Origin of the sequence: Rhodococcus sp. PvP016, from assembly GCF_017832185.1 — a bacterium.
GTDB lineage: Bacteria > Actinomycetota > Actinomycetes > Mycobacteriales > Mycobacteriaceae > Rhodococcoides.
This window is the reverse complement of sequence record NZ_JAFIBH010000001.1, coordinates 986873-1012435: the sequence shown is the minus strand read 5'-3', so window position 1 is coordinate 1012435 and position 25563 is coordinate 986873. Positions and strand designations below refer to the sequence as shown.

Below are 25563 nucleotides of genomic sequence, written 5' to 3'. Positions count from 1 at the left end.
CGATCTGATACCACTGACTCGTGACGAGACTCGGCATCGTGTTCACCCCCGCCCACGACCCTGCCCGGCTGATCGCGGCCGCACGCGCCGCGGACGCGGCGGGACTCCATGAGTTCTGGCTGTGGGAGGACTGTTTCAGCCACGGTGGGCTGACGACCGCGGCCACCGTGCTGGCGAGCACCGAGCACATCCAGGTCGGCCTCGGACTCATGCCCGCGCCGCTGCGCAACGTCGCCCTGTGCGCCATGGAGGTCGCGTCGCTGCATCGACTGTTCCCCGGCCGGTTCCTCGCCGGTGCCGGACACGGCGTGCAGCACTGGATGAGGCAGGTCGGCGCCCGCGTCGCGTCTCCGATGACTCTGCTGGACGAGTACTCGACCGCTCTGCAGGCGCTGCTGCGCGGGGAGGAGGTCACCGTCGACGGCCGGTACGTCTCCCTCGATGCCGTGCGGCTGCAGTGGCCGGCGCCCGACGAACCGTTCTTTCTCGGCGGTACCGGCCCGAAGACGCTGCGCTACGCGGCATCCCACTCGGACGGCACCTTGTTCGCGGCCGCGATGTCGGACGACGAGCTGACCGCGTCGTGTGCCGAGGTGATCGCCGCGCGGCGCTCCGCCGACCATCGCATCATCGCCCCTCGACTGGTGGCGGTGGGCGCCGGCGCGGACGACCGGATTCGCGACGAGGTCGGGCGCTGGGGCAAGACCGATGCGAGCGGGCTCGCGGTCACGGGTGGCGCCGCGGAGGTGGCGGACGAGGTCGCCCGTCTGGGACACCTCGGCATCACGTCCGTCGTCGCCCACCCCACCGACGACGAGCCCGATCTCGAGGGGTTGATCGAGGTGCTCGGTCGGACGGCCGCGGCACTGCGGTAGCCGGTCGCGACCGCCCTCCGCGATGACTTCCGAACCGCTCGGTGGTCCATCTCGTCACACACAACCGAGGAGTGACGCCATGGGAACGATCACCATCGAGATGTTCGCGACGCTCGACCTCGTCGGGCAAGCTCCCGGCGGACCCGACGAGGACCCGGACGGGTTCCCGTTCGGCGGCTGGCAGGCGCCCCTGATCGACGACGTCACCGGCGCGCAGATCGATGCGGCCTACCGCGGCACCGATGCGCTGCTGCTCGGGCGGCGAACGTACGACATCTTCGCGTCGTACTGGCCGCACCAGCAGGGCGGACCGGACGACGGTATCGCAAGTCTCTTCGACAGGATTCCCAAGTACGTCGCCTCGCGCGATCGGCGCACGCTCGACTGGGCCGGATCCTCGGTACTGGGCCCGGATCTACCGACCGCAGTGCGCGAGATCCGAGAGCGGCATCAGGACATCAAGGTCGTGGGCAGTCTGGACCTGGTGCAGACGCTGTTGCGGGAGCGGTTGTTCGACCGCCTCGACCTGTGGCTGCACCCCATCGTGCTGGGTGTCGGCAAGACGGTGTTCGACACCGGCGCTCTGCCGACGAGCCTCGCCATCGTGGCCCCACCGCAGGCGAGCCCCGGCGGCACCGTGTTCCTGCAGTACGCGCTGGCGGCCGGCACGCCGACGACCGGTGACATGGGCGCTCCGGACCGGGGACTCTGACCGGCCCGTCGCAGGCGTCACACGAGGTGCCTCATCCCCCGATCGGCTTCCCGAACAGACCCGCGACGATCTCGCCCACAGCATCGACCCAGACGGGATAGGTGCGCTCGTCCAGTGCCATGGACCCGACGTCGGCGGTACGGCAACCGGGCTCCACAGGTACACCGGCGAACCGATCACGCATCCACAGAACGGCACTCGGGAACGCGATCACCTCCAGCGACAGGTGTTCGCTGAAGTGGTCGCGGGTGTAGGTGACGTTCGCTCCGGGCCGACTGCAGTACGCGTCGACCATCCCGTTCACCGGCCCGACGGGAACCAACCAGTCCGGGTTCGAGTGGTAGACGTAGACCGGCATGGTCGGCGTCGTGCCACCGAGGTTCAGCGCGTCCAGGGACTTCTTCACCACCGGTTGCTCCAACGGATCCCCCTCGGTCCGCAGGAAACCCTTCAGGTTCAGGAACGGCAGGAGGGCAGAGGTGTACCCCACGCACAGGTTGTCCTTGGCCGCGAAGAGGGCCCGACCCGCGGGATCGATGTGTTCGTCCACGAATCGCGCCAAGTTGGGGTCCTCACGGCTGGCGCCGATGATGCCGGCCGCAACGATGCCGGATCCGAGCGCGTTGTTCGCGTTGTTCACCAGGGCGGCGAGCTCGGCGGGGGTGCCGCCCTCCGTGGCGCCGACGATGCTCAGCTCCGGGGCGTAGGTCCCGGCGAGTTCGGCGGCGTGTCCGGTGGCGATCGCTCCGCCCGAGTAGCCGCTCATCCCGACCTTCGTGTCCACCCCGGACAGTCCCATGGGAGCGAAACTCTCTGCGGCCCGGATGCCGTCGAGCGTGATGCGTCCGGCGACCGGTCCGGCGGCGAACGCGTTGTTCGGCCCCTGATGGTCCGGAACCGACACCGCCCAGCCCTGGGCCAGTGCTGCCTGCACTTCGAGGAACTGCACGCCGGACGTCACGGCACCCGTCAGAGGCCACGGGATCGCGCCCTGGCGCATGACGTACGACGGCGCGCAGTACGCGGCCAGTGAGTCCTCGGCCATCTGCACCGAGAGCAGCGGACGCGGAGCCGAGGCGGCGCCGCGCGGGGTGATGACGGTGGTCACCGCCGGGATCGGCTCGCCCCGGCCGTTGTTCGACCGGTACGACAACTGCCAGGCGTCGACCTGCGTGGGGATCAGATTCAGCGTGGCCAGGTCCACGGGACGCGCGGCGATGATCTCTCCCGGGGCTGCGGCGGCGACCACGGCGTCGGGCGGCAGGTAGAAGTCGGTGTCGAACTCGGGGATCGCGGGGAAGTTGGCGGGCGCCGCGGACACGGGCGTGACCACCGTCGCGGACACCGCCACGGCGGCCACCACCACCGCGAGTGCGTACGAGGGACGGAACCGACGAGCGGACATCGATCTCACTCTTTCTGCGCCGAGCGTCGACAGCAATCGCATGTGCGCCCGGCAACAGTGTTCAGCACATCCAACATGTTGGACACGCGTGTCCATGATTGTGATCAGGACTGTAGAGCGTTGTGGGCTGGATAACAATCCCCGCTATCGGTCGAGGTCAGGAACGAACGCGCCGAGGACGGCGATCATCGTCTGGACGATCCCATCCACGGGTGGCCGGGGCGGCGGGGTGCGCGACCAGTCCGAGACCAACTCGGTGAGCGCCCCGAGGAAGGCCGTGGCGGCGAGCCGATGACCGCCCGGCGGGACGAAGTCGGCGCCGATCTCGGCACGGAGCGTCGCCTCGATGAACTCGGCCCAGGTCGCGCGGCGCCTGCTGCGGTGTTGCTCGACGTCGTCACTCACCCCGACCATCTCGAGGTACGAGATGCGTGCCCGACGTGGGTCCCGTCCCAACGACTCGATCAGCGCGGTCATCGCGGCGACGACGAGCGCTCGTCGGGTGCGGTCCGTCGCGTCGGCGAGCGCAGCGACGACCGCGGCGAGGGCATCGTCCTGCACGAGGTCGTACACGGCGACGAGCAACGTCTCGCGATTCGCGAACTCGCTGTAGAACTGGCTGCGTGCCAGACCCGCGGCCGAGCAGATGTCGGCGACCGACGTCGCGGCGTACCCCTTGTCGCCGATCACCTCGATGCCGGCCTGCAGGAACCGTCGTCGTCGGTCGGCACGTCGATCCGTCATCGACCGTCCGCCGTAGACGCGATCCACGTCCTCTGCCACGCGAGAACCCTATCGAAGCGGCTCTCGTCGATCGTCAGCCCGCGAGGCGGACCGTCCGCGCGCGCACGGCGAGGAAGAACGGGATCGCAGATCCGATGCCCACGCCGAAGGTGAGGAGCACGGTGGCCAGCCACCACCGGACGATGCCGAGTCTCCGCGCCTCCGGCAACGCCCAGACGTGGAAGGCGATCACCACCAGGATCAGATCCACCATCGCGAACCGTCCGGGCACGGTGGACCAGATCTTCCCGACGAAGAAGTCGGCGGCGGATCGTGTCCCGTGCTTCCGGACGTAGGGCAGGGCGATCGCGTTCTGCGCGACACCCGCCACTGCCGCGAGGGCCATGAGTCTGCGTTCGTCCGACGTCGTCACCGATGCTCCGTTCGTGGTGTGGATCTGATAAGTATCACCCGCCGGTGACGGTGGCCTGCCGTCTCTCGACGAACGACAGCATCCCCTCGGCCGCATCGGACGTCGAGAACAGTGCCCGGATGTCGGGGAGCAGCTGCCCCGCCGCGGGCCGCGTCCCCCTCGATCAGGCTGCGATGCGCGGACTCGAGCGTGGCCCGCACACCGAGTGGTGCAGCGGTCTCCGCGATGCGGTGAGCTCGCTTGATCGTCGCCGCCGGATCCGCGCAGACCGCCTGCACGAGCCCGCGCTGAACTTCCATCTCGGAGAACCGAGTTCCGGCTGCGGCGACCCGGATGTCGGACGCCGGCAACAGTTCGATGCCGAGCGTCATGCACCAGCCGTGCACCGCCGTCACCACCGGAGTGGTCCACGTCCCGTCGAGGCGCCACGGATCCCGCCCACCCTCGGCGAACGGCAGGCGATCGCCCGTCAGATGCTGGGCGACGTCCACGAGATCGATACCGGCGGTGACGTGCTCACTGTGGGCGAACAGCACGCCGGCACAAAGGTCGTCGTCCTCCTCCGACATTCTGTGGCGGGTCGAAACCCGGTTCCATGTTTCAGAAGTACACAGAGGCTGCCGGACCCGTACATGCAGAAAGCCGGTACCAGGGTGATCCTGGTACCGGCTTCCGTGGTGCGCCCGAAGGGATTCGAACCCCTAACCTCCTGATCCGTAGTCAGGTGCTCTATCCGTTGAGCTACGGGCGCATGCTGTGGTGCTGTTCAGTTGTCCTCCGACCGAAGTCGAAAGTGGCGGAGGCGAGAGGATTTGAACCTCCGGACCCGGTGAAGGGTCAAGTCATTAGCAGTGACTCCCATTCGGCCGCTCTGGCACGCCTCCTGGACCTCTTTCGAGGGCACCGGTCCTTGCGAACCGCCGAGAAGGAAGATTACACACGCCCCGGAGTAGACGCAAAACGGCTGGTGGGGCGGTCTTATCGGAGATGACTGTCGAACCAGTCGAAGATGCGACGTTGGGCGTCGACGATCGCCTCCTCGCCGTCCGACTCCTCCGACACGGCGGATTCCTCGTCCGCACGATGCTCGACACCGGCGTAACTGACGACGAGCGTGGCGACGGACGCCTTCGACACCGCCTCCTGCAACTGCTCCACGTGCTCCACGGGAGTGCGGACGTCGTCGCGTCCGTAGAGACCGAGCCAGGGCGCCTTGAGGGATGCCGCCGCGTCGACGAGAGCGAGCGCATCCGTGGTCAGCGCCTCGACGATGCCGGGAGCCGCGACACTCACCGCCGCGCCGATGGCTCGATCGGTGGCCACCAGGGCGGCTGCGGTTCCGGCGTCGTCGAACCCGATGACGCCGATGCAGTCGGTCGGGACGCCCCGGCTCTGCAGCCAGTCGACGGTGGCGTCGAAGTCCTCGAACAACGGCGTGCCGAACACCTCGTCGTCCCCCGCTGCCCGGTGGAACAGGTGCGGCGCCGCGACCAGCCAGCCGTCGGCGGCGAGGGACCGCATGAACTCGAGCAGGGCCTGCGGGAGCTCACGCGCCTCGTGCAACACGACGATGCCGCCGCGAGCCCTGCTGTCCGGCTCGAACGCGGTGAGCGGCACGCGATCGAGCGTGGCGGTGTCCGCACCCTCGTCGCGGGGGCGGATGGGCGCAGTGTCCTCGATGAGACCCGACATGGCTCCACGGTAATGGCACACAATGGCGAAAGCGAGGGTCGAGCGAGAGCCGCGACCACACTGTGTCCGATCGCCGCGCATAATCGGTGATCGTGACCCCACGCACGCGCCCCGATCTCGATGCCATCCCCGGTTACCTGCCCGGTCGCTCGTTCCCGGGCGCGATCAAACTCGCCAGCAACGAGACCACGGCAGGTCCGTTGCCCAGCGTTCGCGAGGCCATCGCCGAGGCGGCGGCCGGAGTGAATCGCTATCCCGACAACCAGTCGACAGCCCTCGTCGAGGCGCTCGCGGACTTCCTCGACGTCCCGGCCACCACCGTCACCGTCGGCTGCGGATCGGTCGCTCTGTGCCAGGAGCTCGTCCAGGTCACCTGCAACGCCGGGGACGAGGTCGTCTTCGGCTGGCGCTCGTTCGAGGCCTACCCCATCGTCACGCTCGTCGCCGGCGCCACCGCCGTGCGTGTGCCGCTCACTCACGACGACGTGCACGACCTCGACGCGATGGCCGCAGCGGTGACGGACAAGACCCGTCTCATGTTCGTCTGCAACCCGAACAACCCGACGGGCACGGTGGTGAACCCCGCCGACCTCGAACGGTTCCTCGACGCGATCCCCGACCACATCGTCGTGGTGCTGGACGAGGCCTACTTCGAGTACACCGACCGCGCGATCGACGGCGTGGAGATCGGACGCACCCGGCCCAACGTCGTGGTGCTGCGGACGTTCTCGAAGGCCTACGGCCTCGCCGGACTGCGGGTGGGGTACGCCGTCGGAGCACCGTCGATCATCACGTCGATGAAGAAGGTGCACACCGCGTTCAGCGTGAGCAGTGTCGCGCAGAGTGGCGCCGTCGCGTCGCTCGCGGCCTCGGACGAGCTCCTCGCACGTACGGCACTCGTGACGGCCGAGCGGTCGCGCCTCCGTGACTCGTTGCGCGACATGGGGTTCCAGGTGCCCGAGTCGTCCGCGAACTTCGTGTGGATCCCGCTGGGGGCGCAGTCGGGAGACTTCTCCGCCGCGTCCACCGAGGCCGGTGTCATCGTGCGGGCGTACGGGGACGACGGCGTACGCGTGACCGTGGGCGACCCACACGAGAACGACGCGTTCCTGGAGTTCGCCGCGTCGGCTGCCGAGAAGTTTGCCGGGGCCACGGCCTCGCGCTAGGGAGTGTGTGCACACCCCTGGCAGTGAGCGCACACCCTCAGCAGCCGGCAGAACAGGGTGTGCGGTCGACGCAGAGGGTGTGCACACCCCCGACAGCCGGGCGGATCGACGCGCACCACTCGGGCACTCGCCGAGAGCCGTTCGCTGCGGCGCACCAGAGAGTGTGCGTGCACCCCTGGCGGTGAGCGCACACCCACAGCAGCCGGCAGAATAGGGTGCGCGGTCGACGCAGAGGGTGTGCACACCCCTGGCAGCCGGGCGGATCGACGCACACCACTCGGGCACGCGCCGAGAGACCTTCACGGCGGCGCACCAGAGAGTGTGCACACCCCTGGCAGTGAGCGCACACCCTCAGCAGCCGGCAGAAAAGGGTGTGCGGTCGACGCAGCGGGTGTGCACACCCCCGACAGCCGGGCGGATCGACGCACACCACTCGAGCACGCGGCGAGAGACCTTCACGGCGGCGCACCAGAGAGTGAGCGCACACCCCTTGCGTGAGCAAACACCCTCAGCAGCCGGCGAAAAAGGGTGTGCGGTCGACGCAGAGGGTGTGCACACCCTCGACAGCTACAGGCCGAGCGCCCTGGCCACGACGGGCCACGAGTTGTGCATCTCGTCCTGCCAGTAGCGCCAGGAGTGCGTGCCGTACGGCTTGAACACGATGGTCGCCGGGACACCCGCCGCGCGCAGCGTGTCGGCGAAGCCGGTGGTGCAGATGTTCGCGGCGGCCTCGAGGGGGCCGCCGACGGTCAGCGCGTCGATGATCTCCTCACCGAAACCGCCACCCGCCTCGTACGGTCCGGGAAATCCGTTGCCCGTCGACAGGTACACCTGCTTGCCGCGGAGCGTCTCGACGCGGGTACTCGGATCGTTCTCGGCCCACAGCGGATCCGCGTTCGTGCCCCACATGTTGGTGGCGTCGCCCCCGGTGGACCCGACGGTGGCTCGCACCGCGTTCTTGGTCTCGTTGGAGCGATTGTCGTAGCAGCCGCTGAATCCGGCGATGCCCGTGTACAGATCGGGATGCTTGGTCAGCAGGTTCATCGCACCCTGTGCGCCCATCGACAGACCCATCAGCGCATTGACGCCGTTGCCGTCGAAGCGGGCATCGATCAACGGGGGCAGTTCCGACGTCAGGAACGTCTCCCACTTGTTGACGCCGAGTACGGGATCGGACTGGGCCCAGTCGGCGTAGTAGGCGCCGCGTCCCCCGACCGGAAGGACGATGTTGGCGGCCTTGTCCGAGAAGAACGACACCGCGTCCGTCTTCTGCGTCCACGTGCTCTCCGTGTAGCCGGACTCCTCGCCCGCACTGACCCCGTCGAGCATGTACAGCGACGGACGCGGTACCGATCGATCGGCGGGCAGCAACACCTGCACCTGGATCTCGCGGTTCATCGACGCGGAGAACACCGACATGACGGCCCGGCGATCGGTCGCCATGGTCACCGACACGACGCGGGTGGGTGACGACGCGTCCACGGCCGGCGTCGGGACGCCCGGCTGCGCACCCGCCACCGGCGCGGAGCCGAGAAGCGTCAGCGCGGTGAGGCACCCCGCAGCGAGCAGAGCGGGACGTCGCATCGACAGACCTTTCGTCCGATGTGGCTCGCTCGGAGCCACCGGTGAACAGAGAGACACGACGCGCGGAGCGTCCCGCGCGCCCGGAGGAACGCATACCAACTTACTTGCCGGTAGGTACGCCGCCCTCAGGTCCAAAAGACTGCTCGACGTCCTGTCTGCGGTCACAAGAACCGACGACGCGGACACCGAGACCGTGAATCGTGCCGAAAGCGTACCGCGAGACGGTCGACGACTGGCGAACCGGACTTCGAGGCACCAGTCACGTGTGTGACATTTCATGAAGTGGCTCACCGGCAATTGTGTGAAAGCAAGAGGAAAGTAGGTGAAAATGCGACTTGTTTTGCCTCAACAGGCGTCATGCATGGGTGTCATCGCAGGTCACAGCGGTTGGCCTGACAACGGGACCAAACACCGCAGTGGGCCCGAGGGCATACCGCGGCTCTCGAATAAGTATCTCGAAACAATCTCGGGACCCGTTAATGATTGTTACGGTACCCCGAGAACATGCACGACTGACATGAACTACACAGTCATGGGGGGATCGATGACCACACCGAAGACCGCGCCGAAGCCGCTTCCGGGACACATGGAGGCGGGCCTGATCGCCGGCACACGCAGCAACTCTCTGGCGATGAGCGATCTGCGAGGGGTGGCGCGTCATCTGGTCGATCACTTCCAGGCCAACACCCCGTGCGGAACGCTCCCCGGCGAGCTCCTGCACGGCGACGTCACCGAGGTCACCGTCAAGTGCCTGGGTCTCGCCGTCCGCATGCTCGAGTCGGGCAAGACGCCGTCGGACAAGGACCTCGCGAACGTCCACGACGCCGCCGCTCGCTGGGCTCGCGAGGGGGTGCCGCTGCGCTCGATCCTGCGCGCCTATCACGACGGATTCCGCTTCGGACTCACTCTCGTCAGCCGTGACGCCAAGGCTCAGAACATCGAGAACGTCACCGACAACTCACTCGTCCTGGTGAGCCTCCTCGAGGCCGTCACCACCGAGGTGTCCATGGCGTACGTGGAGGAGTACCGCTCCGTCGCGTCCGAGCACCACACCGCCACGCACACTCTGGTGACCACGTTGCTCAGCGGCGGTCAGAACGCCCTGTCGACCGCGCAGCAGTGCGGCATCGACCTCGCCGACGAGTACCTCGTCATCGCGCTGCACTTCCCGCAGCATCCCGACGAGGCGAACCCCGTCGTCGATCGCACCGTGTCCGCACGGCGCAAGCTGCGCCGCATCCAGGCGGAGCTCGCCACCATGTGCGGCAAATCGCCGCTGGCTCTGCTGAGCACCGACGGCGGCACCGTGCTCCTGCCCGCACCGCGCGAACGCGAGTGGGTGGACACTCTCATCGAGCGACTCTCCCGCGCCGGCGAGATCCCGATCACCGCCACGATGACGTCGGCCGAACGCGAGGACATCCCGGGTGCCGCCGAGCACGTCTACGAACTGCTCACGCTCACAAGGCAACTCGGCCGACCGGCCGGGATGTACCGCACCGAGGACCTGGTGCTCGAGTACCAGCTCACCCGTCCGGGCCGCGGCCGGGAGCAGCTGCTCCGTGCTCTCGAGCCCCTCGACGACGCGCCCGAACTGCTCGACACGCTGACGTCGTACATCGGTCACGAACTCAACCGCCAGCGCACCGCGCGGCACCTGTTCGTGCACGCCAACACCGTCGACTACCGCCTCAAGCGCATCGGCCAGCTCACCGGCATCGATCCCAGCGTGCCCTCGGGACTGCGCTACCTGCAGGCCGCCATCGTGGCCCGCGGACTCGCCGCCGCGAAGCAGAAGTAACGCGGCACCGACCGACACGAACGCCCCCTCCGTGCGGAGGGGGCGTTCGTCGTCGACCACGTCGCGCTGGCGGAGGTAAGTGCATGGCATTCAAACCTGTCGAAGGAAACTCGTCGGATGTTGAACAAGTGGTCTGAGCTGCAAGGCTAAGCGGCTGAGCCCTGCCGGTCGCTTAGCTCCATTGCGTCCAGTTCAGCCAGAACGAGGTCACGAGCGCTATTGAAGACCTCGAGCATCGGTCTCTCCGCCAACGAGAGAGTGATGCGCCATGCAGGTATACGGACACCTGCGTTGTCGTAGAGGTAGTCGGTCTTACCTGGGATCATGAGGAGGTGGTCGTCTTCCACCGGGATGCGGTAGGCAACATAGCCATGATCGGTGATCAGCGCGAACGCATAGCCACCCTCGAAGGCGTAGATGCCTGATCCGTCAGCTTGCGGGGCTTGTCGCATTGTGGAGGGTGCAGAGCGTTGGTCTTCGCGGGACGGAGGACTCGTTGCTTCGACAGTCGGATCGACGGCAGGCACGGGTATCGGTGGAAGCTGTCCGAGCTCACCTGACTCTTGCATCTCACGGCTGCGCTCCGCCTGTGCTAGCTGGATGTCTTTGCGGTGTTGTTCTAGCCGCTGTTCGTCGGGTATTTGATATTTAAGTTGCGTCATGGGATTACCTTCTCTGTCGTAGACAGATAAGAATAGTCATCAGCCCGTCAACTCAATTAACGGCGAGTCACTCAATATCGTTAGACTTTTGCGGGGCCGAGTAAAGCCAACGTAGAGATGACGAAGTGAGCCAAAGTTGTCAGCACCGCAGATGATTCCGTGATCATATTCGAGACCCTTGATAAGAAGAGTTCTTGAAACGATACGTTGGCGAGACTTACGGCCAGTGTATCGAAGTCGGTCACGAATAGTGGCTAGACTATCGCGTGGGCTTTGAGTTGGATCGAGCGCCGCAGCACGCAACGCAGCTAAGGTATCGCGCCATGCTTCATGGCAGTGTAGGCGACCTTCACCATTTCGCTCGATTGAGGTCATGGCTCGAACAAGATTCGTAATACTCGGATCAGCAGCCAGCGCCGACAAAACTTGGAGCGAAAGCACTATGTCCGGCCGCGATAAATCAGAGGTAGTTTCACCTCGCCGCAGCCTTCTCAAGACCGTTGAATCGAGTGTCGCAAATCCTGTAAAACACTTCTTAATGAAACCGGCCAACCAAAAAGGGTAATCCGAAAGATCTGCATCTTGGAGCACTTGCAAGCTTTCGTGCATAAATCGACCGTTCAAATCCTCCATAACAGAGTAAGCGCCTCCCAGACGATTTGCGGTACTCACATTATCCTCACGCCAGCGATTCATGATAGCTACCGACTCGTCATAGTCCTTGATCGCAAATGCTGCTGCCATCAGCTCCTCATGAGTGTTTGGACGCCAGCTCAAACCTTCGATCTGAATGGCAGAAAGGTCTATCGTATTCCCAGCTTTTAGTTCGTCGCGGATATCTAACAACCATTGACCTAGCGGCTCGTTGTAACCCTTCCACCGCCAGGCGGTGTGTGCACGAACAACCACAGGGAAGACAGGAGCAACATGAATATCCCAGTCGACCAATAGCTCGTCCTTGAAGTCAAAGATACCCTGAAGCCTGTCACCAAACACCGCGGTCGGCAGAACATTAGCAATCGCAGTGACAAGTCCATGTTGACGTACATTGCAGTCTTGATACTCATCGACCAACAAGATACTAAAGCTTGATGCGTGCATTACCTGGATAGCTTTTGCTCTTGCAACTTTCGTCGCGCCATCTACGTATTCGCTGGATTTCGACCAATCTGGCATAGGTGGTATCCGAATCCCCGCAAGTACGGGGTAGTGCCTGACTAGCTCGAACGCCCAGCTCGCGATCGTGTCGACATGGACATTGCTCTGTCTAACACCGAACTTCTTCAATCGAGTTCGCAGGGCAGCCACGCCCGCATTCGTGTGTGTCAGTATCAGGACAGATTGACCGTTATCTACAGCGACACTGGCCATTGCAGCAATCAACTGGGTCTTGCCAGTACCAGCAGGCATCTCGACCGACAAAGGAAGTTGCGCTAGAAGCTGAACCGCTTCGGACCGCAAGTTGCTATCCATCGACGTCTGACTCCGGTTCCGCATCTCCTTCTGCAGGTTCTTGCGGATACATCGCAGCCTTCACTTCCATTATTTTCGCCCAAAATTCTGAGCCGTCAAGGTCTAATTCGTGATCCAATACCCAAGCTGCAAGATTTCTTCCTTGATCTGGATTCTTAAACCAAGAGTATTCACTTGCCGCGCTAGCGATCAGTGCCCGACACTCTTCGATAGTCATCTCGTGATCTGCCACCCATGTGTCGACATCGAGATCTATCAACACTGCGCCACTAGTTAGTTTATTGTTGAGATCATGCAGAACAGTTCTCTCGTCAACTCTATTCTGAACAGCAATGTCAAGCAAATCTGTCAAAAGGTCGCTACTTAGACTTTCCACCAACTCAGCTTCAGTTGCCTTCTCGAGACTCCATCTGATTACCGTAACTCCTGCACGCCCGGCCTGCCGAACTGCTTTATCTACCCCGCGGTCGTCGTTATCCATGAGAACATAAGTCTCGTACCCAACACCTTGAAGCATCCGCGCGCGGACCGGTGCGGTAGATCCGCCGCCGCCATCAGCAAGTGCTGTACCCAGTCCAACTGCAGGCGTGTCACCCAGTACGACCCGTTCGCGGTCCCATGCCTCCATCAGCCCCAACAGCAGTCCGTACTCCGTACGACCCTCACCGAAGAACACTCGTCGCGCAAGCAATGCCGAAGGGTTCGATCTCAAGACGGCTTGCGCACTGTTGGGAGACCCGGAGAACGAGTGGACTTGCACACCTCCAGCACCGTCGGACCGCACGACGAAAACATCCGTCGCCTTCATTTGCTCGATCGCTACGGGTGAGTGTGTAGTGATGAAAGCCTGGGCGATGTCTCCCGATCCTTTGAGCTTGGAAAGCAGGAAGACGAGACGATGCGGTTCGAGACCGTACTCGACCTCGTCAATCATCAGGATCGATTTACCTGAATGTGCCAGCTGCTGGGTCGCGAGGCCGGCTAGACGTCGCGTACCGAGGCCATAGTTCATCAGAGGGACCTGGTCTTCATACAACGCCAGCAGGCCCGACGACGATGGCACTGACGTATCAAGCCCAGGACGCAGGGCCTTGAAGTTGCCGCTTCCAAGCTGGTTCATGCGGGTCTGCACTTCGCCAGTGAGAGTCTGTAGCTCAGCCGAGATTGCCTTCGTAACTGCCGCCCTAGACGCCCGAGTAGCCGCAGCCAGCGTTCCTGAGGTGTCATGCTCCGACTCTGTCAGCTTTCCGAGAGCGGAAGTCCGACTCCAGCGAAGATGTCCATCAATTCGCTCGTCTACCTTGAACACTGAGAGTTTCTTTCGTGCACCCACTCCGATCTGAGTGAACGGCTCCGTACCTCCTTCCCGATAGACAGACCATATAGGCTCTAGGTCTGCGTCAATTGACAGTTGTATCGTTAGACAGGTCTTATCACCATCTCCAGGGTCGTGCGTTAGGGTTCCATCCTCCTTAATTCCACCCATTTCCATGCCGAGAACGTTATGCTTCATGACTTCAGCACTTAACTCAATCAGCGTCACACGTATCGTGATTGGCTCATCAACGTTTCCTAAATAGAAGTCTGTGTCAGATAGCGACAATGAATAGCGTTCACTGAGGGCGAGATACAGAGCGTCGATAATTGTCGACTTAGTACTGTCACCGGGTCCAACTAGCATGAGAAGTTGGTGGTCCTCAGGGACAATCCAGCTTAGGTCGCGAATCCCGCGGTAATTTTTGATATCTAGGCGACGTATCTTCATGGCTTTCTTTCTATTTGAATTATCTCATGGATAGAACGAAAAGCGTAGGCTGACAACGAAGCCTACGCCATAGGTCTGACAGTGAAGTTTAGATGGGGTAGGTTTGTTCAAAATTAGTTAGTACAAAGTCAGCCACAACCTCTGGCCGATACTTCGCTTTATACGCGAGATCATTCTTGGACCACGAATCCCAGTACTTTTCGTTCTCATTGCCAGCATCTCGTGCGCGGCCGCGCTTGTTAGCTATATCAATCGGTGCATCTACCCAAATCTTGTAGTCGTAGTAGTGCGCAATAGAAGGGTGGTAGCAAGCTATACCTTCAATGATCAGGTATTTCGGGATACCAATCGATACGGGATCGCCGAGCGTATTTGTATCCCAGAGTAATTTTCGGTAGGTCACTGCAAGAGACTTGGAGGCGGGAGCAAGTACTTCCGACTCAAGTCGCTGCCTGTCAAAGACCAGAAGATCCCAGTCACCTGTCGATAAATTTTCTTTAACGATGAAGTCATCGACACGAATGACTGCCGCGTCGTGCAGAATTCCTGCTAGTTTCAGCGAGGTCGTAGACTTACCAGAGCCGCCAAAGCCTTCAATACCGATGAGAACCGGCTGTTTTTCAAGAGTTTGCTGCGTTATGCGCACAGCAATGTCTTCGACGTGCATGTTCCTATAATACCAAAATCGGCGGGAACGAAGATGACGGAATCTCGAAAAAGACCAAGCGAGATTTGAACCCCTACGACCTCTGGAAAACAAAAGTGCGCCGAGTTGGACCTAAAAAGTTCAAACTCGACGCACCCCTGTTATTTGAAAATGATTTTCATTTGGCGGAGCTAAGTGCATGGCATTCAAACCTGTCCAAGGAAACGCGTCGGATGTTGAGCAAGTGGTCTGAGCTGCAGCTCTAAGCGGCTGAGTCCTGCAGGTCGCTCCGCATCGTGCGTCGAGTTACAGATTGACGACGTCGCGGGTGCGTCCGCGAGACTTTTGAAGTATCAGTACTCAAGACGAGAGTGATGCGCCAGTCCATGTCTTGTGCGTGACCTGAAGTCCGGCGTTTCTTAATAACGCCAATAGAGCTGAGGCACGTGAGCGCGTCGCGACACGCCGGTATGTGGATCAATGCCGGTCGCCAACTTGTTCTGCGACTACTGTTTGGTGCACAGCTCTATTCACCGGTTATCCCCGGGCTGTCAGCAGCTGACCTGCCGCAAGCGCTTGATCCACAGACCTTGCCTGCAGCTTATCCCCAGGCAAAGTCCACCTCGTACGAGAACTCAGCCATTTGCGATCCCGATACGAATGACATCTGTGTCATCCCGACCAGGTAAACTGTGCACAGCACGAAGCCCAGACCAAAGCTCTGGGGTGCGGCCTTGGTCTGGGAACTTCGGATCTGCTGGCAGGCAGGATTCGAAGTTAACACCGCCGACGTGCGGGCAGTTCGGCGACCCGCCGACTTGTGACCTAGGTCTCATTGAGACGTGCGTGAGTTAATCCCGGCCTCTGTCGGGAGGCTCGAATATGACCAAGGAGGTCATCGTGGGTTACAGGTTCCACATCGGCGATAGCAAGGGCGGTCAACCGTCATGGTGGCTGTATGCGGGCAACAACGAGAAAGTTGCCTGGGCGGGTGAGACGTTTGCCAGCCTCTCGAATGCCAGACGTGCAGCGGTCGCATTCAAGGCCGGTGCGAGTGCTGCTTCATTCGAGGTATACGAGGACGCCGGAACGAAGTGGCGCTGGCGGGCGATCCGCGGTGGCAACAAGGTCGCTGCGTCCGGCGAATCCTTTGCCAGCCGGTCGAACGCTCAGCGCGCGGCAGACAACGTGCGTGACAACGCACGTTTCGCCACGATTGACTGAGCGGGCGCCGAATTGAGTCTCAACGAGGCACCTGGAGGGTCATACCCTTCGGGTGCCTCGTTGAGGTCGCGGCGAAAGGTGCTGTCAAGCCCCACACGGGGCGCAGCCCGCCGCTGAAAACTATGACGGGAAGGCACGCGAGTTCTCGTCAAGCAGCAGTTAACCAAACTTCGCGTGCAGGGGTTCGACGCTGGCCACGTGCCGTTCGTGCGTACCGTCGAGTCGGGGTCGAGCGTGACGGCGATGTAGGTAGATACTTTCAGATAGTTCCGCCTACCGTTTGCTTTGCAAATAGCACAACTTGTTTTCTTAATCTCGACTCAGACTAGCGTTATTGTGGTCTTGAGCTATACAATCCTACCGCAATGCGGCAACCTCACCCGCGCATTCGTTACCCGCTAGACCGGCAATCCGGGATTAAAGGGCTGTGAGCAGTTCGTCGAAGACAGCATTCTGTACGTACAGGAAGCTCTGGGGTGGCACGCCACTAAGGACGACATCCGCTAGCAGTAGCGGCGTTTCTAGCTCCACGACCGTTCCGATACGAATCCCGACGCCAGACGCGTGCTTCGCGTAATATTTATCGAAGTCCCCGCGTGAGATACACCCGCCTTTCCCAAATTGTTGCCATAATAGCGTCGGACTCATCTCTACTATTTCAAGAATCTCAAATCGGCCTATAACTCGTCGAATGGGTGTCGTTGCATAAACCCAGACTGTAGCAATGTCGTCCGCAAGTCTCCGCTTACGGAATTCTATCGTTTTCCGCCCACTCATTATTGCCGCAGCGTATACGGGATGTATCGACATCAACGCTGATCTACTAGCTGCGTGTTCACCCATGTGTTGCCGCGCTCCTTCACTTTCGTCACAGTTTGTGGCGGACCAACTACAACTGAGTTGGCGATCAGCTCACCGATTGACCACCCTGGATCCAACAGCCTGTCTTGACGGAACAGAACAACTAGGACACCCGAGGGATGGTCGCACAGCCCACCGACAGCCTCACGGCTATACACCGTCCGCCCCGCTACCGCGTTTAGAACCTCGTCTGCACTGTGGGATCGGAACGTGTGCTCGATCACGCCGACGGCTGTTACTGAGGCCGCACCATGCGATCTGTAAAAAAGGACAGTATCGCCGGGCCGCATCTGGTTGGTCGGTGCGTTGCAAAGATACGCTTTTCGTATCGCATTGCCCCACGGGTGGGTTGTCGTCCCTATCAGCTCTGGGAATGCCAGCTGGTCGTCGCGGTCCTCGATCACGTCGGGAAACAACTGCGAGTGCCATCGCGGAACAATGGGGATCACGAACGATGACGAGCCTTGTTGAATCGCTGGCGGGCCGTACAGGACGTGGTAGTCGAATGCTGAGATCTCAGCTACGTTACCCGTAGGTGGCCGATATCTCTTAGAGAACACAAGTTCATCTCGCACCGTGGTTGCCTCTTGGCGCTCGAATCCGAAGAGTCCTAGAAAATCAATCAATCTTTCGTGTTTAGGGAACACTTCGACGTACGTCGACGCAATCCCAAGGGCGTGGTGCGCGAGGAAGACGGCCTTGAGTAGCAGTTCGCCGTACCGGTTGCCGGCCCTCGGGCCAGCAACCTTGAAAGTGGATACCTTAGACACAGGCTTTGCTAATGCGTACCCGCAATCGTCCTCTACCAACTTAACGAGTGCGATCGCGCCGTAGGAGCCGTCCTGTTCACGAATGACAAAGCAAGCGCGATTCTCGGAATCTTCACGAACTTTGTTTATCCAGTTCGAGAACTCTGCGTAGTCTTGGCGTAGCTCATCAAACAGAGGCTGGTCGAGGTCGAGGGCGTACGCCTCGATTCGTTCGACTCGTGGCGGCTGCGTCGCAATTCCGGGCTCAAGGTCAACGAGCATCGCGGCAGCATCCGCGAGCGTCAGGACGCGGTCACCGACACCTGCGCGAACGGCACGACGACGGAGTCCAGCGTCGTTGCTAACTAGAAAGTGCGCCGCGTTTGCATGTAGCCCAGCGAGGATACGAAGGTCACGGTGGTCATTTGTATCGACTTCACTGTTACCGGCCGCTTCACGGAGCGCAGCCGCGATTGGCGATTCGCTAACCATCGTAAACTTAGCCAGCTCGGCGAGACGCTGAGCGGTCCGCGTCTTGTTCATCGCTCCAGCCAACTCATCACGAGTTGCTGGATGTACCAGAAGCAAGTGCCCCTGCCGTTGAGCTAGACGTACAAGCGTGGTGGCTGCGTCCATCTCCCTCTCAAGATCACCGGAGTACGGCTCCATGGCGATGAACGCGTTCGTATCCAGAAGAAAGCGCAGAGCCGACGGTTTCGCGATCGCACCGCCGTTGCTCTCCACGTATAGATGATCGACTGCCAAGCCCTGCCGATCAAAGTGCCACGCCGTCGGTAAGGCAGTTAGTTCGCATACCCGCGACGCTTTTCAACGAACTCAGCGATCACCCGCAGTTCCGATCCAATGGCCTCAGCTACGTACTTGAGTTCGATGATGTCGAGCCGCCGCTCCCCTGACTCGTACTTGCTGACGAACGACTGCGGCTCACCAAGTCGGCGGGCAACCTCGACCTGTGTCAGGCCAGCGTCCAGCCGCAGCTGGCGGAGGAGAGCGCAGAGCTGCTGGTACTCGGCCGAGTAGATCGACTTTTCCACCCCGCAAGCGCACCTTGCGGGATCGATTATCCCAATTTAGGATATTCATCTCCACGGGTGCTCGTCCGGTCAGTGGATCCAGCGAGAGCAGGGGAGGTGCACCATGAGCGGAGGCGGCGGATTCGTCAGCGGCGGTGGAGGCTTCATCTGATCCTCCGAGCCCAACCAAGCGGCCCCTGTACCCATCTGTGGATACAGGGGCCGCTTGCGTACGTGTCAGAAGGTCGGAAGCGAGAGAAGGTTGTCGTTGTAGTAACCGTTGGCGTAGGTGCGTAGGTAGGGCGTCGCACCGGCTTCGTGAACGGTCCCTACGTCCGATCGTGACTGTTGGCCCTGCACGTAGGCGTGACCGTTCTTGTTGTCGATCCAGTCCACCATCGTGGCCTTGCTGCTGTAGTTGACCTCGCCATCCGCGTCGTCCCTCCACTTCACATCGGTGATGTGCTCGTTGGGCGTCCCACCGGGCGACATCCGCCGGTGTGTGATTCTGAGTGCCGTCGCTGCTCCTCGTTCCTTCCGGGTTCCGACCCGTTCTAGGTCTACCCCCGGCGACCGACACGACCAGCAGCTCACCGTGTTCACCCAGGTCAGACTGCAATTCCGTATACACAAGCGTCTTCAACTTTGGTATAATTCGGACAGTTCATGCGTGACCCACTCCAACGAATCCACAACTTCAAGCTCGCGCTGATTGCCGTCAGTGTCAGCTTCGTTGGGTTCGTCCTGATGGTCTTCGCGCGGTGGCTGGATGGCCAACCGCTTCTCGCCGATATCACGTTCCTCCCGTGGGGCGAGGTCGGCGGAACCCTGTTCACGGCCGGAATCTTGAGCATCGGGATCGACTACCTCCTGAGTAAGGACGATGACGAGCGGGCAGAGGAGCGTATGCGCCGCATCCTCGCGACCCAAGCGCCGGCCATGAAGGCCGCTGTCATCGATGGGTTCGCCTTCAACGCCGAGGATCTTGCAGGCGTTGCGACACCCGACATGCTTGATCGCATCGTGCGCAACAGCCTGGCGCTCCGGCTGCATGATGCCGAGTTCGCTCGCGAGATTTACGACGACGTGCGTGACCAGGCCATCACCGCAACCGAGCGCTGGCACGATGTGAAGATCTCCATCCGCCTATCCATGGATAGGAACACGAGCGAAGCGAGTGTTCCTGCCTACGTCGCCACCATCCGGTGGGAGTACACCGTCGTCCCGAAGCACGCGGTTCGGCGCTTCGCCGTCGTGTCGGACAGGGCAGAGTATCGGGATCTCATGGCAGACCCGGAGGCCACATCGACGTGGTACATGCGCAAGGACAGCGGCATCGACGCTGGATCAACCGAGGCGTTCGAGATCGTCCAGTTCACCGTCGACGGTGAACACCGCGCTATCCGCCGCTCAGCACGCAAGCAGGGCCAGATCTACAGCGCGTCAATCGGCAAGGACGCCGTTGACGCCGGAGTCCCTGTCACCGTCAGCTACACCCAACGAGTCAGGCTCTTCAAGCATGGGCACCTGTTGCACCTCGACATGGAGCAACCGACCAGAAATGTCGACATCGATCTCGACTACAGCGAGACAGACATCGACTATATCAACGTGCTCGACTTCTTCGTCAGCAGCCACAAGACCCGTGTCGAACACATGCCACCGAGCGTGCCGGAACGGTCAATCTCGGTGTCGCATGACGGGTGGGTATTTCAGAGAAGCGGGGTGGCGTTTGTATGGGTAGCTACAATCGACCACGAACGGCGCGCCTCCCAACAGGAAACTTATGCCAGTCGGGGCTTAAGCCTAGCGTCAACCGCAGCTTCGCCTAGAGACCACTCATCAAATCTGTTGTGAACCACTCAGACCAAAGTGAAGCGATTTTCTCGCGGGTGGTATTGCCAATTTCTTGGATATTACCGAGGTGCGGCAGCTGACGCTTAGACAACATGGCGACGGCGGCAATCTTCTCGGCGTTGATCAATTCTAATGCGGGACCCTCGACAGCGCCGTGCAAAAAATTTGCAGGATCGCCCTTATTCACTAGAAAGAAACTGTTTCCATCGGGACCTATCGGCCGATATTCATCTAGACCATCTACGATCTCACTACTAGAGTAGGACTCGTCAATATTCTCGAATTGCAGTTCGGAATCCGCCGATGTGACTGTCGCAAGAATAGTCCCAGATCGTAGACCGTAGACAATCGGCATTGTGATCGCACCGGCACCGGTGGCGCTCACTATCATGTCGACGCGCGCGAGGACCTCGGGCAACGCACCGACTACTTCATACCCGTACGCTGAAGCCTCAGCGCGTCTAATCGCGTTCCTCTCGCAGACCACGGTAGGCACGCCTCGACCCCTCAACGCGTGGGCAACACCCGCTCCGATCTTTCCGAAACCCACCACACACGCCCGACGCCCTTGGAGCAGCTGCGTCATTGAACGCAAGACAGATTCAATGGAGAATACCACCCCCGCACCAACAAGATGGTCTTCCGCATTTTTCAGAGGACTCCGTGCAACACTAACGATGGGGACACTAGCTGGCACATTTTCTTCATAGCTCTTCAACCCGTTCTCGGTTCCTTCAAGAACACCAATAACGTCTACACCTTCAGCTAACAAAGCGTCCACCGTGCCCGAAAAGTAGCCACCGACGTCTGCGATTATGACCGGCCTTTCTCCGCAATACTCGCGAATTAGGCGAGCGGCCCGCTGGGGGTTAGCGGTAACCGTACGATCTCCTTTGATGACCGGGATTTTCAGGCTATTTTCGATAATTTCACGTTCGCGGGTATGATACGAATTGCCCTTGGCAAGCACAACACCGACATTGCCTATTGCAGACAATGCTCTCACAAATTGAGGCGAGTTTCCGACCGTGTGAGTAACACAAATTATCGAAACTTCCGGGTTCGACGGGAGTATATTGTTAAGCCTATTGTAAAAACCCCTAACTCGGCCAGCGGCTTCAGTCATCGTAACTCCCTTACTTTACGCATATGAACGACAAATTAGTATCAAGTTCCATCTGTCAGAACCAGAGGCCCGCTATAGCCGCGCAAATTTAGGCGCAAAGCCGACGTTTGCGCATCTGTAATCGAGCATAAATAATCGACAACGACTCGGCGCGCAGCCTTACCATCCTCGTTTGGGGATCCGTGCCGAGTGTAATGCTCTCTCAAACTGGGAGGAAGTTCCGCTGGATGTGTCACATCCGTTATCCAGTCCAAAATATCTGGAAGCAGTTCCATTACGATCGATTTGTGTGCACGCTCTTGTGTAGACACCGCACTCGATCGGATAATATAGGTTTGGGACACTTCTTTCATGATTTGGGTGAGAAACCATTGTTCAGGGGAAGGCATGATGACAGGTCCACCATCCCAGTACGGTTTATCGAGAACCTTAATCGACCGAATTATTTTGCCGAGCATTACCGTAAAGACTTGAGATATAACCTCACGAGGGTCAGAATACTGGTGCTGCACCAGTCCAGCAAGCCGTTTGAGTTGTGAAGTCGCAGAACGTAGAGCGGAAGTACAATGCTCCAGAGTCACTGGACTTGTCTCTTTCGGGTTCAAAAGAACAATGCTTTGGATCAACACATTGGGATCTTCGCGCAGGTCCCCAAGCTCTAGGTCGGATAACGTCTGACTGGTTATTGATAGCATTTCAATAACCTCGTTTATATCAAGCAAACCCAATCGTAAAAAATCTTCTAAATCGTGAGTGGCGTACGTGATGTCATCTGCCAATGACACTATGTTCGCCTCTAGAGATTGGCGCTCAGAAGCGCGAAGCACTCCATTCCGATCACTCTCTGGTAGTGCATCACGCGCAAACTTTAGCAGTTCTGGCTGGCCAGAATACATTGAAAATTTGTCGCTGCCAGCTTTGCGTGTATACGGATACTTCAACAAGGCAGACAAGGTAACGGCTGTCAGATCCAACCCGTGTGCACTCTCTGGCTTCGGCGCAAGCTCAGTAACAATGCGCAGCGTCTGGGCGTTGCCTTCATAGCCGTCGGTGTCAACTTCCCGAATCCAACTGTCCAGCAACCGCCCGACTGCATGACCATACGGAGAATGCCCAATATCGTGTGCAAGACCCGCCGCAGCACACGCCGTGATATCGATACCACCCGATTTAGCAATACCAACTGGGCTACGCACCCCACCGCGTCCCGCAGACTCCTCTAGGCGCGCGAAACGAAGAATGTCAACTGCAATCTCTCTTGATAGTTGAGATACGCGAAGAGAATGGCTTAATCGATTATGCGTCGATGTATCACGCAAAGACGGGCTTACGATCTGCGTAACGCCTGCCAGGCGCCTGAAATTTTCGCTATACAGCACCCTTCCGAGATCACGCTCGGTGGGAGTACGAAAATCGCCGCCACCTCGATCGATCTCAGCAGGACCAGAGCGTCTAGCGTACCGGGTTGCTATTAGTTCTTCAGCACTGAGGCTTCCGTCTGACATCCATCTGTACATTCCGCTTGCACTCTATTCTATGCGTTAACATCGGAAGCTGGCTCAGTACGCTCTAATCTATCTGCAATGCCGCTATCCGCTATCGATATATTATCATCCGGATCACATTTCAAGAGTCCACGATATATTCCACTTTCAAGCCCAAAACCTACAACGGCTGCATTGTTATAAACATTTTTTACCAATTTATGAACTAGAACTGGACGCGGCAGCAGACCGTCATCAGCATCGATCAACTGCGCAAGTGCAGCTTCTGCTATCTGATGCTTTATCTTTAGCCGGTCATCTCTGGGAAGATCTTGAAATTCTGTTTTCCGTGATCCGATACTTTCAATGCTCATCTAGTCCTCCAAATTTATGGTTTCATTACTCGGAACGGTTTGTGCGCCACTTCAAACAACTCCTGCCTCTATTTTAACTTCATTGCACAAAGCAGTCGTTGTGCAATTCGCTACAAGAGCAGTCTCTAGACATCCTTTCCCCTGGTCGTGGCCGCATCCCGTGACCCTACTAGCACCCACTGACACGTTCGACTCGAAGAGGCGTACATGGAACGACGCCGTAGGACACACCGCTCTTGGCCTGGCAAGCATCAAGGAGGGGCACCTACCGGAATAACGGACACCGATACAAACCGGCTGACACCTCCGCATGTGGCCGCCTGACCAGGTCGTCCGGCGTGTCGTCGGACACCCGGCACCCACACTTCCAACATTGATGCATCGTAGAGCGAATACCCGCCGACGTGTTGTAGAACACGCTAATTTATGCGCAGGGGGTCTGTAGATTCCATAGAAGCTAGTCGCACCGAAGACACGCTGGTCGTCGTCAGCTCCATGTTGCGAGGAAGGCGCGGGCAACCCAGCAAGTCGGACCGTTCCAATCCGAAGTGGCAAATGCTGAGTACAAGGAGAGCAATATGGCATTGGAAAGCAATAAGGCACCCCGCCGGTACGTGTCCCGGAAGAGATGGGACGACCTGTCGTGCGTGCATAGAAACTGGAGGGGCGCTGAGCGAATGCAAGTGCTCCACGGATACGCGCGAAGCGTCGAAATAGAGTTCATTGCAAGTCACCTCGACCATTCGGGGGTGGTGATCGACTTCTCGTCACTATCTTCGGTGAAGCATATTTTAGAAGATCAGTTTGATCACACTTTACTAGTTGCCGAAGACGACCCACTCAGGGAGTCTTTGACATCCCTGGCCGACCAAGGCGCAGCCGATATTCGGTTAATGCAGAGCGTGACTCTGGAAGGATCGGCAGCATGGGTTGTTGAGCATGTATCCATTGTTGTCCGAAAGCTCACGGACGGTCGGGTCAGCATAAGTCGAGTCGAAATTAGAGAAGGGCCCAAGAACGCAGTCATCATGAACGTTTAATACCACAGGTTTCCACTAAGACCGCGTGGCCTGCGCGTACGTTTTGTTCGATATTTTTACTGTGACAACAGTCCTGCTGACCGCGAATTCTACTTTAAAGGCAGTGCCCGGAAGAGTGTTTTCGAGAATAAAATGCGGAATAGGCGAAGACCGAGCCGCAATCTCTACGAACGTATCGGATTGTCGTGAGCACGACAGGTCGGCTAGCGAGTTCAACTCAATCAGATAGCCTCTGGTTTCATGCCTCATCCACATTGTGCGCAATGGGAGCGTTCGCCTCTAGATCAACCACCATCATCTGATCGGACGAGTGGTGTTTGATATCTCCGATTAACACATGCGGCGCTCTTCGCTCCAGCTGCACCGATGCCACTTGGACGACCTGGATCGCAATGGTGCCGGCCGTTCCCAGCAGTACACAGACGCCAATGAGGTCTTGCCCCAAGTTGCCGCGCATTTCCGCGAACTCGACCAAGTCGCGTGCGAGTCCATGCATTCCCCGGTCGCTCCATGTGCGGGCAGAACGCTGGTCCTTCGCGTCCTGGCCGTCGACGGCCAGAAATTCGGCAGTCGCCACCAAGCGATCCATCACCGATTCGTAATCCGCCAGGATTGACCAAGCTGCGGCAGCCTCGTGCTTGTTGCTGCGTGTGTACCGCTCCAGATCGCGCTTCAACCCTATGTAGGCGTCCATGATGTCGCCATCACCGCACAGCTGGATGAGTGCGTTGCGCCCTACCAGCTTGTGAACGGTAAACATGCCGAACCCCTTGCGCAGCTGAAGTAGGTCGGTGAGAACGTCTTCGACTGAAGGTAGGGGCGAAACACCGGAGTCCGACATGGCAGCGAGTTTTCCGTAGAACAGCTCGTTTTGCAC

General features: G+C 59.9%; 25 protein-coding genes and 2 tRNA genes. 7 read left to right on the top strand and 20 right to left on the bottom strand.

Features of this window, described 5'->3' with window-relative positions:
* Nucleotides 1-20: 20 nt before the first annotated feature.
* Nucleotides 21-875 (top strand): LLM class flavin-dependent oxidoreductase, encoded by an 855-nt coding sequence (locus JOE30_RS04620; protein ID WP_204869574.1) that lies wholly within the window; start codon nt 21-23, stop codon nt 873-875.
* Between the two features lie 79 nt (nt 876-954).
* Nucleotides 955-1587 carry a dihydrofolate reductase family protein gene (locus JOE30_RS04615; RefSeq protein ID WP_204869573.1) on the top strand — a complete coding sequence of 211 codons (633 nt, stop codon included), beginning with the start codon at nt 955-957 and terminating at the stop codon, nt 1585-1587.
* Nucleotides 1588-1618: 31 nt separating this feature from the next.
* Here the strand turns inward: JOE30_RS04615 and JOE30_RS04610 are convergent, their stop codons facing one another.
* The 7 genes from JOE30_RS04610 to JOE30_RS04580 form a co-directional block, all read right to left on the bottom strand.
* Entirely contained in the window at nt 1619-2992 is a 1374-nt protein-coding gene (locus JOE30_RS04610) for a lipase family protein (protein ID WP_204869572.1), read from the bottom strand.
* A 144-nt stretch (nt 2993-3136) separates the two neighbouring features.
* Nucleotides 3137-3775 carry a TetR/AcrR family transcriptional regulator gene (locus JOE30_RS04605; RefSeq protein WP_307806062.1) on the bottom strand — a complete coding sequence of 213 codons (639 nt, stop codon included), beginning with the start codon at nt 3773-3775 and terminating at the stop codon, nt 3137-3139.
* Nucleotides 3776-3809: 34 nt separating this feature from the next.
* Complete coding sequence (locus JOE30_RS04600) at nt 3810-4148, bottom strand: DUF2834 domain-containing protein (protein ID WP_371831705.1); 339 nt, start codon at nt 4146-4148, stop codon at nt 3810-3812.
* On the bottom strand, nt 4145-4717 hold the full coding sequence (locus JOE30_RS04595; protein WP_239532483.1) for an enoyl-CoA hydratase-related protein: 573 nt from the start codon (nt 4715-4717) through the stop codon (nt 4145-4147). The genes JOE30_RS04600 and JOE30_RS04595 overlap by 4 nt, the downstream gene beginning before the upstream one ends.
* 106 nt (nt 4718-4823) lie before the next feature.
* Nucleotides 4824-4899: transfer RNA gene (locus JOE30_RS04590), tRNA-Arg, on the bottom strand.
* A 43-nt stretch (nt 4900-4942) separates the two neighbouring features.
* Nucleotides 4943-5032, bottom strand: a tRNA-Ser gene (locus JOE30_RS04585).
* A 94-nt stretch (nt 5033-5126) separates the two neighbouring features.
* Complete coding sequence (locus tag JOE30_RS04580) at nt 5127-5840, bottom strand: dienelactone hydrolase family protein (protein ID WP_204869571.1); 714 nt, start codon at nt 5838-5840, stop codon at nt 5127-5129.
* 92 nt (nt 5841-5932) lie between these two features.
* Here JOE30_RS04580 and hisC point away from each other — a divergent pair, with 92 nt between their 5' ends.
* Nucleotides 5933-7006 (top strand): histidinol-phosphate transaminase, encoded by a 1074-nt coding sequence (gene hisC / locus JOE30_RS04575; protein WP_204869570.1) that lies wholly within the window; start codon nt 5933-5935, stop codon nt 7004-7006.
* A gap of 567 nt (nt 7007-7573) precedes the next feature.
* On the opposite strand, the gene JOE30_RS04570 is transcribed toward hisC, so the two are convergent.
* Nucleotides 7574-8590 (bottom strand): alpha/beta hydrolase family protein, encoded by a 1017-nt coding sequence (locus tag JOE30_RS04570; protein ID WP_204869569.1) that lies wholly within the window; start codon nt 8588-8590, stop codon nt 7574-7576.
* A 544-nt stretch (nt 8591-9134) separates the two neighbouring features.
* Here JOE30_RS04570 and JOE30_RS04565 point away from each other — a divergent pair.
* Nucleotides 9135-10391, top strand: a complete 1257-nt coding sequence (locus JOE30_RS04565) for a CdaR family transcriptional regulator (RefSeq protein ID WP_239532482.1) — start codon at nt 9135-9137, stop codon at nt 10389-10391.
* Nucleotides 10392-10537: 146 nt separating this feature from the next.
* On the opposite strand, the gene JOE30_RS04560 is transcribed toward JOE30_RS04565, so the two are convergent.
* The 4 genes from JOE30_RS04560 to JOE30_RS04545 all read right to left on the bottom strand — a co-directional run bounded on the left by JOE30_RS04560 (nt 10538) and on the right by JOE30_RS04545 (nt 14958).
* Entirely contained in the window at nt 10538-11053 is a 516-nt protein-coding gene (locus JOE30_RS04560) for a hypothetical protein (RefSeq protein WP_204869568.1), read from the bottom strand.
* Nucleotides 11054-11092: 39 nt separating this feature from the next.
* On the bottom strand, nt 11093-12526 hold the full coding sequence (locus JOE30_RS04555; RefSeq protein WP_204869567.1) for a UvrD-helicase domain-containing protein: 1434 nt from the start codon (nt 12524-12526) through the stop codon (nt 11093-11095).
* The gene (locus JOE30_RS04550) at nt 12519-14291 is read right to left on the bottom strand and encodes an ATP-dependent endonuclease (RefSeq protein WP_204869566.1); all 1773 of its coding nucleotides are present in this window, start codon (nt 14289-14291) and stop codon (nt 12519-12521) included. Before JOE30_RS04550 ends, JOE30_RS04555 begins: the two co-directional genes overlap by 8 nt.
* A gap of 88 nt (nt 14292-14379) precedes the next feature.
* Nucleotides 14380-14958: a uridine kinase gene (locus tag JOE30_RS04545; protein ID WP_204869565.1), complete on the bottom strand. Its 579-nt coding sequence runs from the start codon at nt 14956-14958 to the stop codon at nt 14380-14382.
* A gap of 861 nt (nt 14959-15819) precedes the next feature.
* On the opposite strand from JOE30_RS04545, the gene JOE30_RS04540 reads away from it, so the two are divergent.
* Nucleotides 15820-16161 carry a DUF1508 domain-containing protein gene (locus JOE30_RS04540; RefSeq protein WP_204869564.1) on the top strand — a complete coding sequence of 114 codons (342 nt, stop codon included), beginning with the start codon at nt 15820-15822 and terminating at the stop codon, nt 16159-16161.
* A gap of 417 nt (nt 16162-16578) precedes the next feature.
* On the opposite strand, the gene JOE30_RS21775 is transcribed toward JOE30_RS04540, so the two are convergent.
* From JOE30_RS21775 to JOE30_RS21465, 4 genes are all read right to left on the bottom strand, one after another.
* The gene (locus JOE30_RS21775) at nt 16579-16971 is read right to left on the bottom strand and encodes an ASCH domain-containing protein (RefSeq protein WP_371831742.1); all 393 of its coding nucleotides are present in this window, start codon (nt 16969-16971) and stop codon (nt 16579-16581) included.
* Nucleotides 16971-18515, bottom strand: a complete 1545-nt coding sequence (locus tag JOE30_RS04530) for a GNAT family N-acetyltransferase (RefSeq protein ID WP_307806061.1) — start codon at nt 18513-18515, stop codon at nt 16971-16973. The genes JOE30_RS21775 and JOE30_RS04530 overlap by 1 nt, the downstream gene beginning before the upstream one ends.
* 59 nt (nt 18516-18574) lie before the next feature.
* Nucleotides 18575-18826 carry a helix-turn-helix transcriptional regulator gene (locus JOE30_RS04525; RefSeq protein WP_204869562.1) on the bottom strand — a complete coding sequence of 84 codons (252 nt, stop codon included), beginning with the start codon at nt 18824-18826 and terminating at the stop codon, nt 18575-18577.
* A 216-nt stretch (nt 18827-19042) separates the two neighbouring features.
* Nucleotides 19043-19399 carry a DUF3892 domain-containing protein gene (locus tag JOE30_RS21465; protein WP_307806284.1) on the bottom strand — a complete coding sequence of 119 codons (357 nt, stop codon included), beginning with the start codon at nt 19397-19399 and terminating at the stop codon, nt 19043-19045.
* 72 nt (nt 19400-19471) lie between these two features.
* Between JOE30_RS21465 and JOE30_RS04515 the strand changes: the two genes are divergently transcribed.
* Nucleotides 19472-20662, top strand: a complete 1191-nt coding sequence (locus JOE30_RS04515; RefSeq protein ID WP_204869560.1) for a hypothetical protein — start codon at nt 19472-19474, stop codon at nt 20660-20662.
* Here the strand turns inward: JOE30_RS04515 and JOE30_RS04510 are convergent.
* From JOE30_RS04510 to JOE30_RS04500, 3 genes are read right to left on the bottom strand one after another with little or no spacing between them, the layout of a single operon-like run.
* Nucleotides 20634-21788: an NAD(P)-dependent oxidoreductase gene (locus JOE30_RS04510; RefSeq protein ID WP_204869559.1), complete on the bottom strand. Its 1155-nt coding sequence runs from the start codon at nt 21786-21788 to the stop codon at nt 20634-20636. The two genes, JOE30_RS04515 and JOE30_RS04510, sit on opposite strands and share 29 nt — an antisense overlap.
* A gap of 41 nt (nt 21789-21829) precedes the next feature.
* Nucleotides 21830-23305, bottom strand: a complete 1476-nt coding sequence (gene dgt / locus JOE30_RS04505; protein WP_204869558.1) for a dGTP triphosphohydrolase — start codon at nt 23303-23305, stop codon at nt 21830-21832.
* Between the two features lie 17 nt (nt 23306-23322).
* Nucleotides 23323-23646, bottom strand: coding sequence for a hypothetical protein (locus JOE30_RS04500; RefSeq protein WP_204869557.1), 324 nt, complete (start codon nt 23644-23646; stop codon nt 23323-23325).
* 578 nt (nt 23647-24224) lie between these two features.
* Here JOE30_RS04500 and JOE30_RS21770 point away from each other — a divergent pair.
* On the top strand, nt 24225-24686 hold the full coding sequence (locus JOE30_RS21770) for a 6-carboxytetrahydropterin synthase (RefSeq protein WP_204869556.1): 462 nt from the start codon (nt 24225-24227) through the stop codon (nt 24684-24686).
* 238 nt (nt 24687-24924) lie between these two features.
* Here the strand turns inward: JOE30_RS21770 and JOE30_RS04490 are convergent, their stop codons facing one another.
* Complete coding sequence (locus tag JOE30_RS04490) at nt 24925-25563, bottom strand: hypothetical protein (RefSeq protein WP_204869555.1); 639 nt, start codon at nt 25561-25563, stop codon at nt 24925-24927.

Bases quoted from the DNA above. Each gene is read 5' to 3' on its own strand.
- JOE30_RS04615 (WP_204869573.1), top strand. From the start codon at position 955: ATGGGAACGATCACCATCGAGATGTTCGCGACGCTCGACCTCGTCGGG.
- JOE30_RS04610 (WP_204869572.1), bottom strand. From the start codon at position 2,992: ATGTCCGCTCGTCGGTTCCGTCCCTCGTACGCACTCGCGGTGGTGGTG.
- JOE30_RS04595 (WP_239532483.1), bottom strand. From the start codon at position 4,717: ATGTCGGAGGAGGACGACGACCTTTGTGCCGGCGTGCTGTTCGCCCAC.
- JOE30_RS04580 (WP_204869571.1), bottom strand. From the start codon at position 5,840: ATGTCGGGTCTCATCGAGGACACTGCGCCCATCCGCCCCCGCGACGAG.
- JOE30_RS04570 (WP_204869569.1), bottom strand. From the start codon at position 8,590: ATGCGACGTCCCGCTCTGCTCGCTGCGGGGTGCCTCACCGCGCTGACG.
- JOE30_RS04565 (WP_239532482.1), top strand. From the start codon at position 9,135: ATGACCACACCGAAGACCGCGCCGAAGCCGCTTCCGGGACACATGGAG.
- JOE30_RS04560 (WP_204869568.1), bottom strand. From the start codon at position 11,053: ATGACGCAACTTAAATATCAAATACCCGACGAACAGCGGCTAGAACAA.
- JOE30_RS04555 (WP_204869567.1), bottom strand. From the start codon at position 12,526: ATGGATAGCAACTTGCGGTCCGAAGCGGTTCAGCTTCTAGCGCAACTT.
- JOE30_RS04550 (WP_204869566.1), bottom strand. From the start codon at position 14,291: ATGAAGATACGTCGCCTAGATATCAAAAATTACCGCGGGATTCGCGAC.
- JOE30_RS04545 (WP_204869565.1), bottom strand. From the start codon at position 14,958: ATGCACGTCGAAGACATTGCTGTGCGCATAACGCAGCAAACTCTTGAA.
- JOE30_RS04540 (WP_204869564.1), top strand. From the start codon at position 15,820: ATGACCAAGGAGGTCATCGTGGGTTACAGGTTCCACATCGGCGATAGC.
- JOE30_RS21775 (WP_371831742.1), bottom strand. From the start codon at position 16,971: ATGTCGATACATCCCGTATACGCTGCGGCAATAATGAGTGGGCGGAAA.
- JOE30_RS04515 (WP_204869560.1), top strand. From the start codon at position 19,472: ATGCGTGACCCACTCCAACGAATCCACAACTTCAAGCTCGCGCTGATT.
- JOE30_RS04510 (WP_204869559.1), bottom strand. From the start codon at position 21,788: ATGACTGAAGCCGCTGGCCGAGTTAGGGGTTTTTACAATAGGCTTAAC.
- dgt (WP_204869558.1), bottom strand. From the start codon at position 23,305: ATGTACAGATGGATGTCAGACGGAAGCCTCAGTGCTGAAGAACTAATA.
- JOE30_RS04500 (WP_204869557.1), bottom strand. From the start codon at position 23,646: ATGAGCATTGAAAGTATCGGATCACGGAAAACAGAATTTCAAGATCTT.
- JOE30_RS21770 (WP_204869556.1), top strand. From the start codon at position 24,225: ATGGCATTGGAAAGCAATAAGGCACCCCGCCGGTACGTGTCCCGGAAG.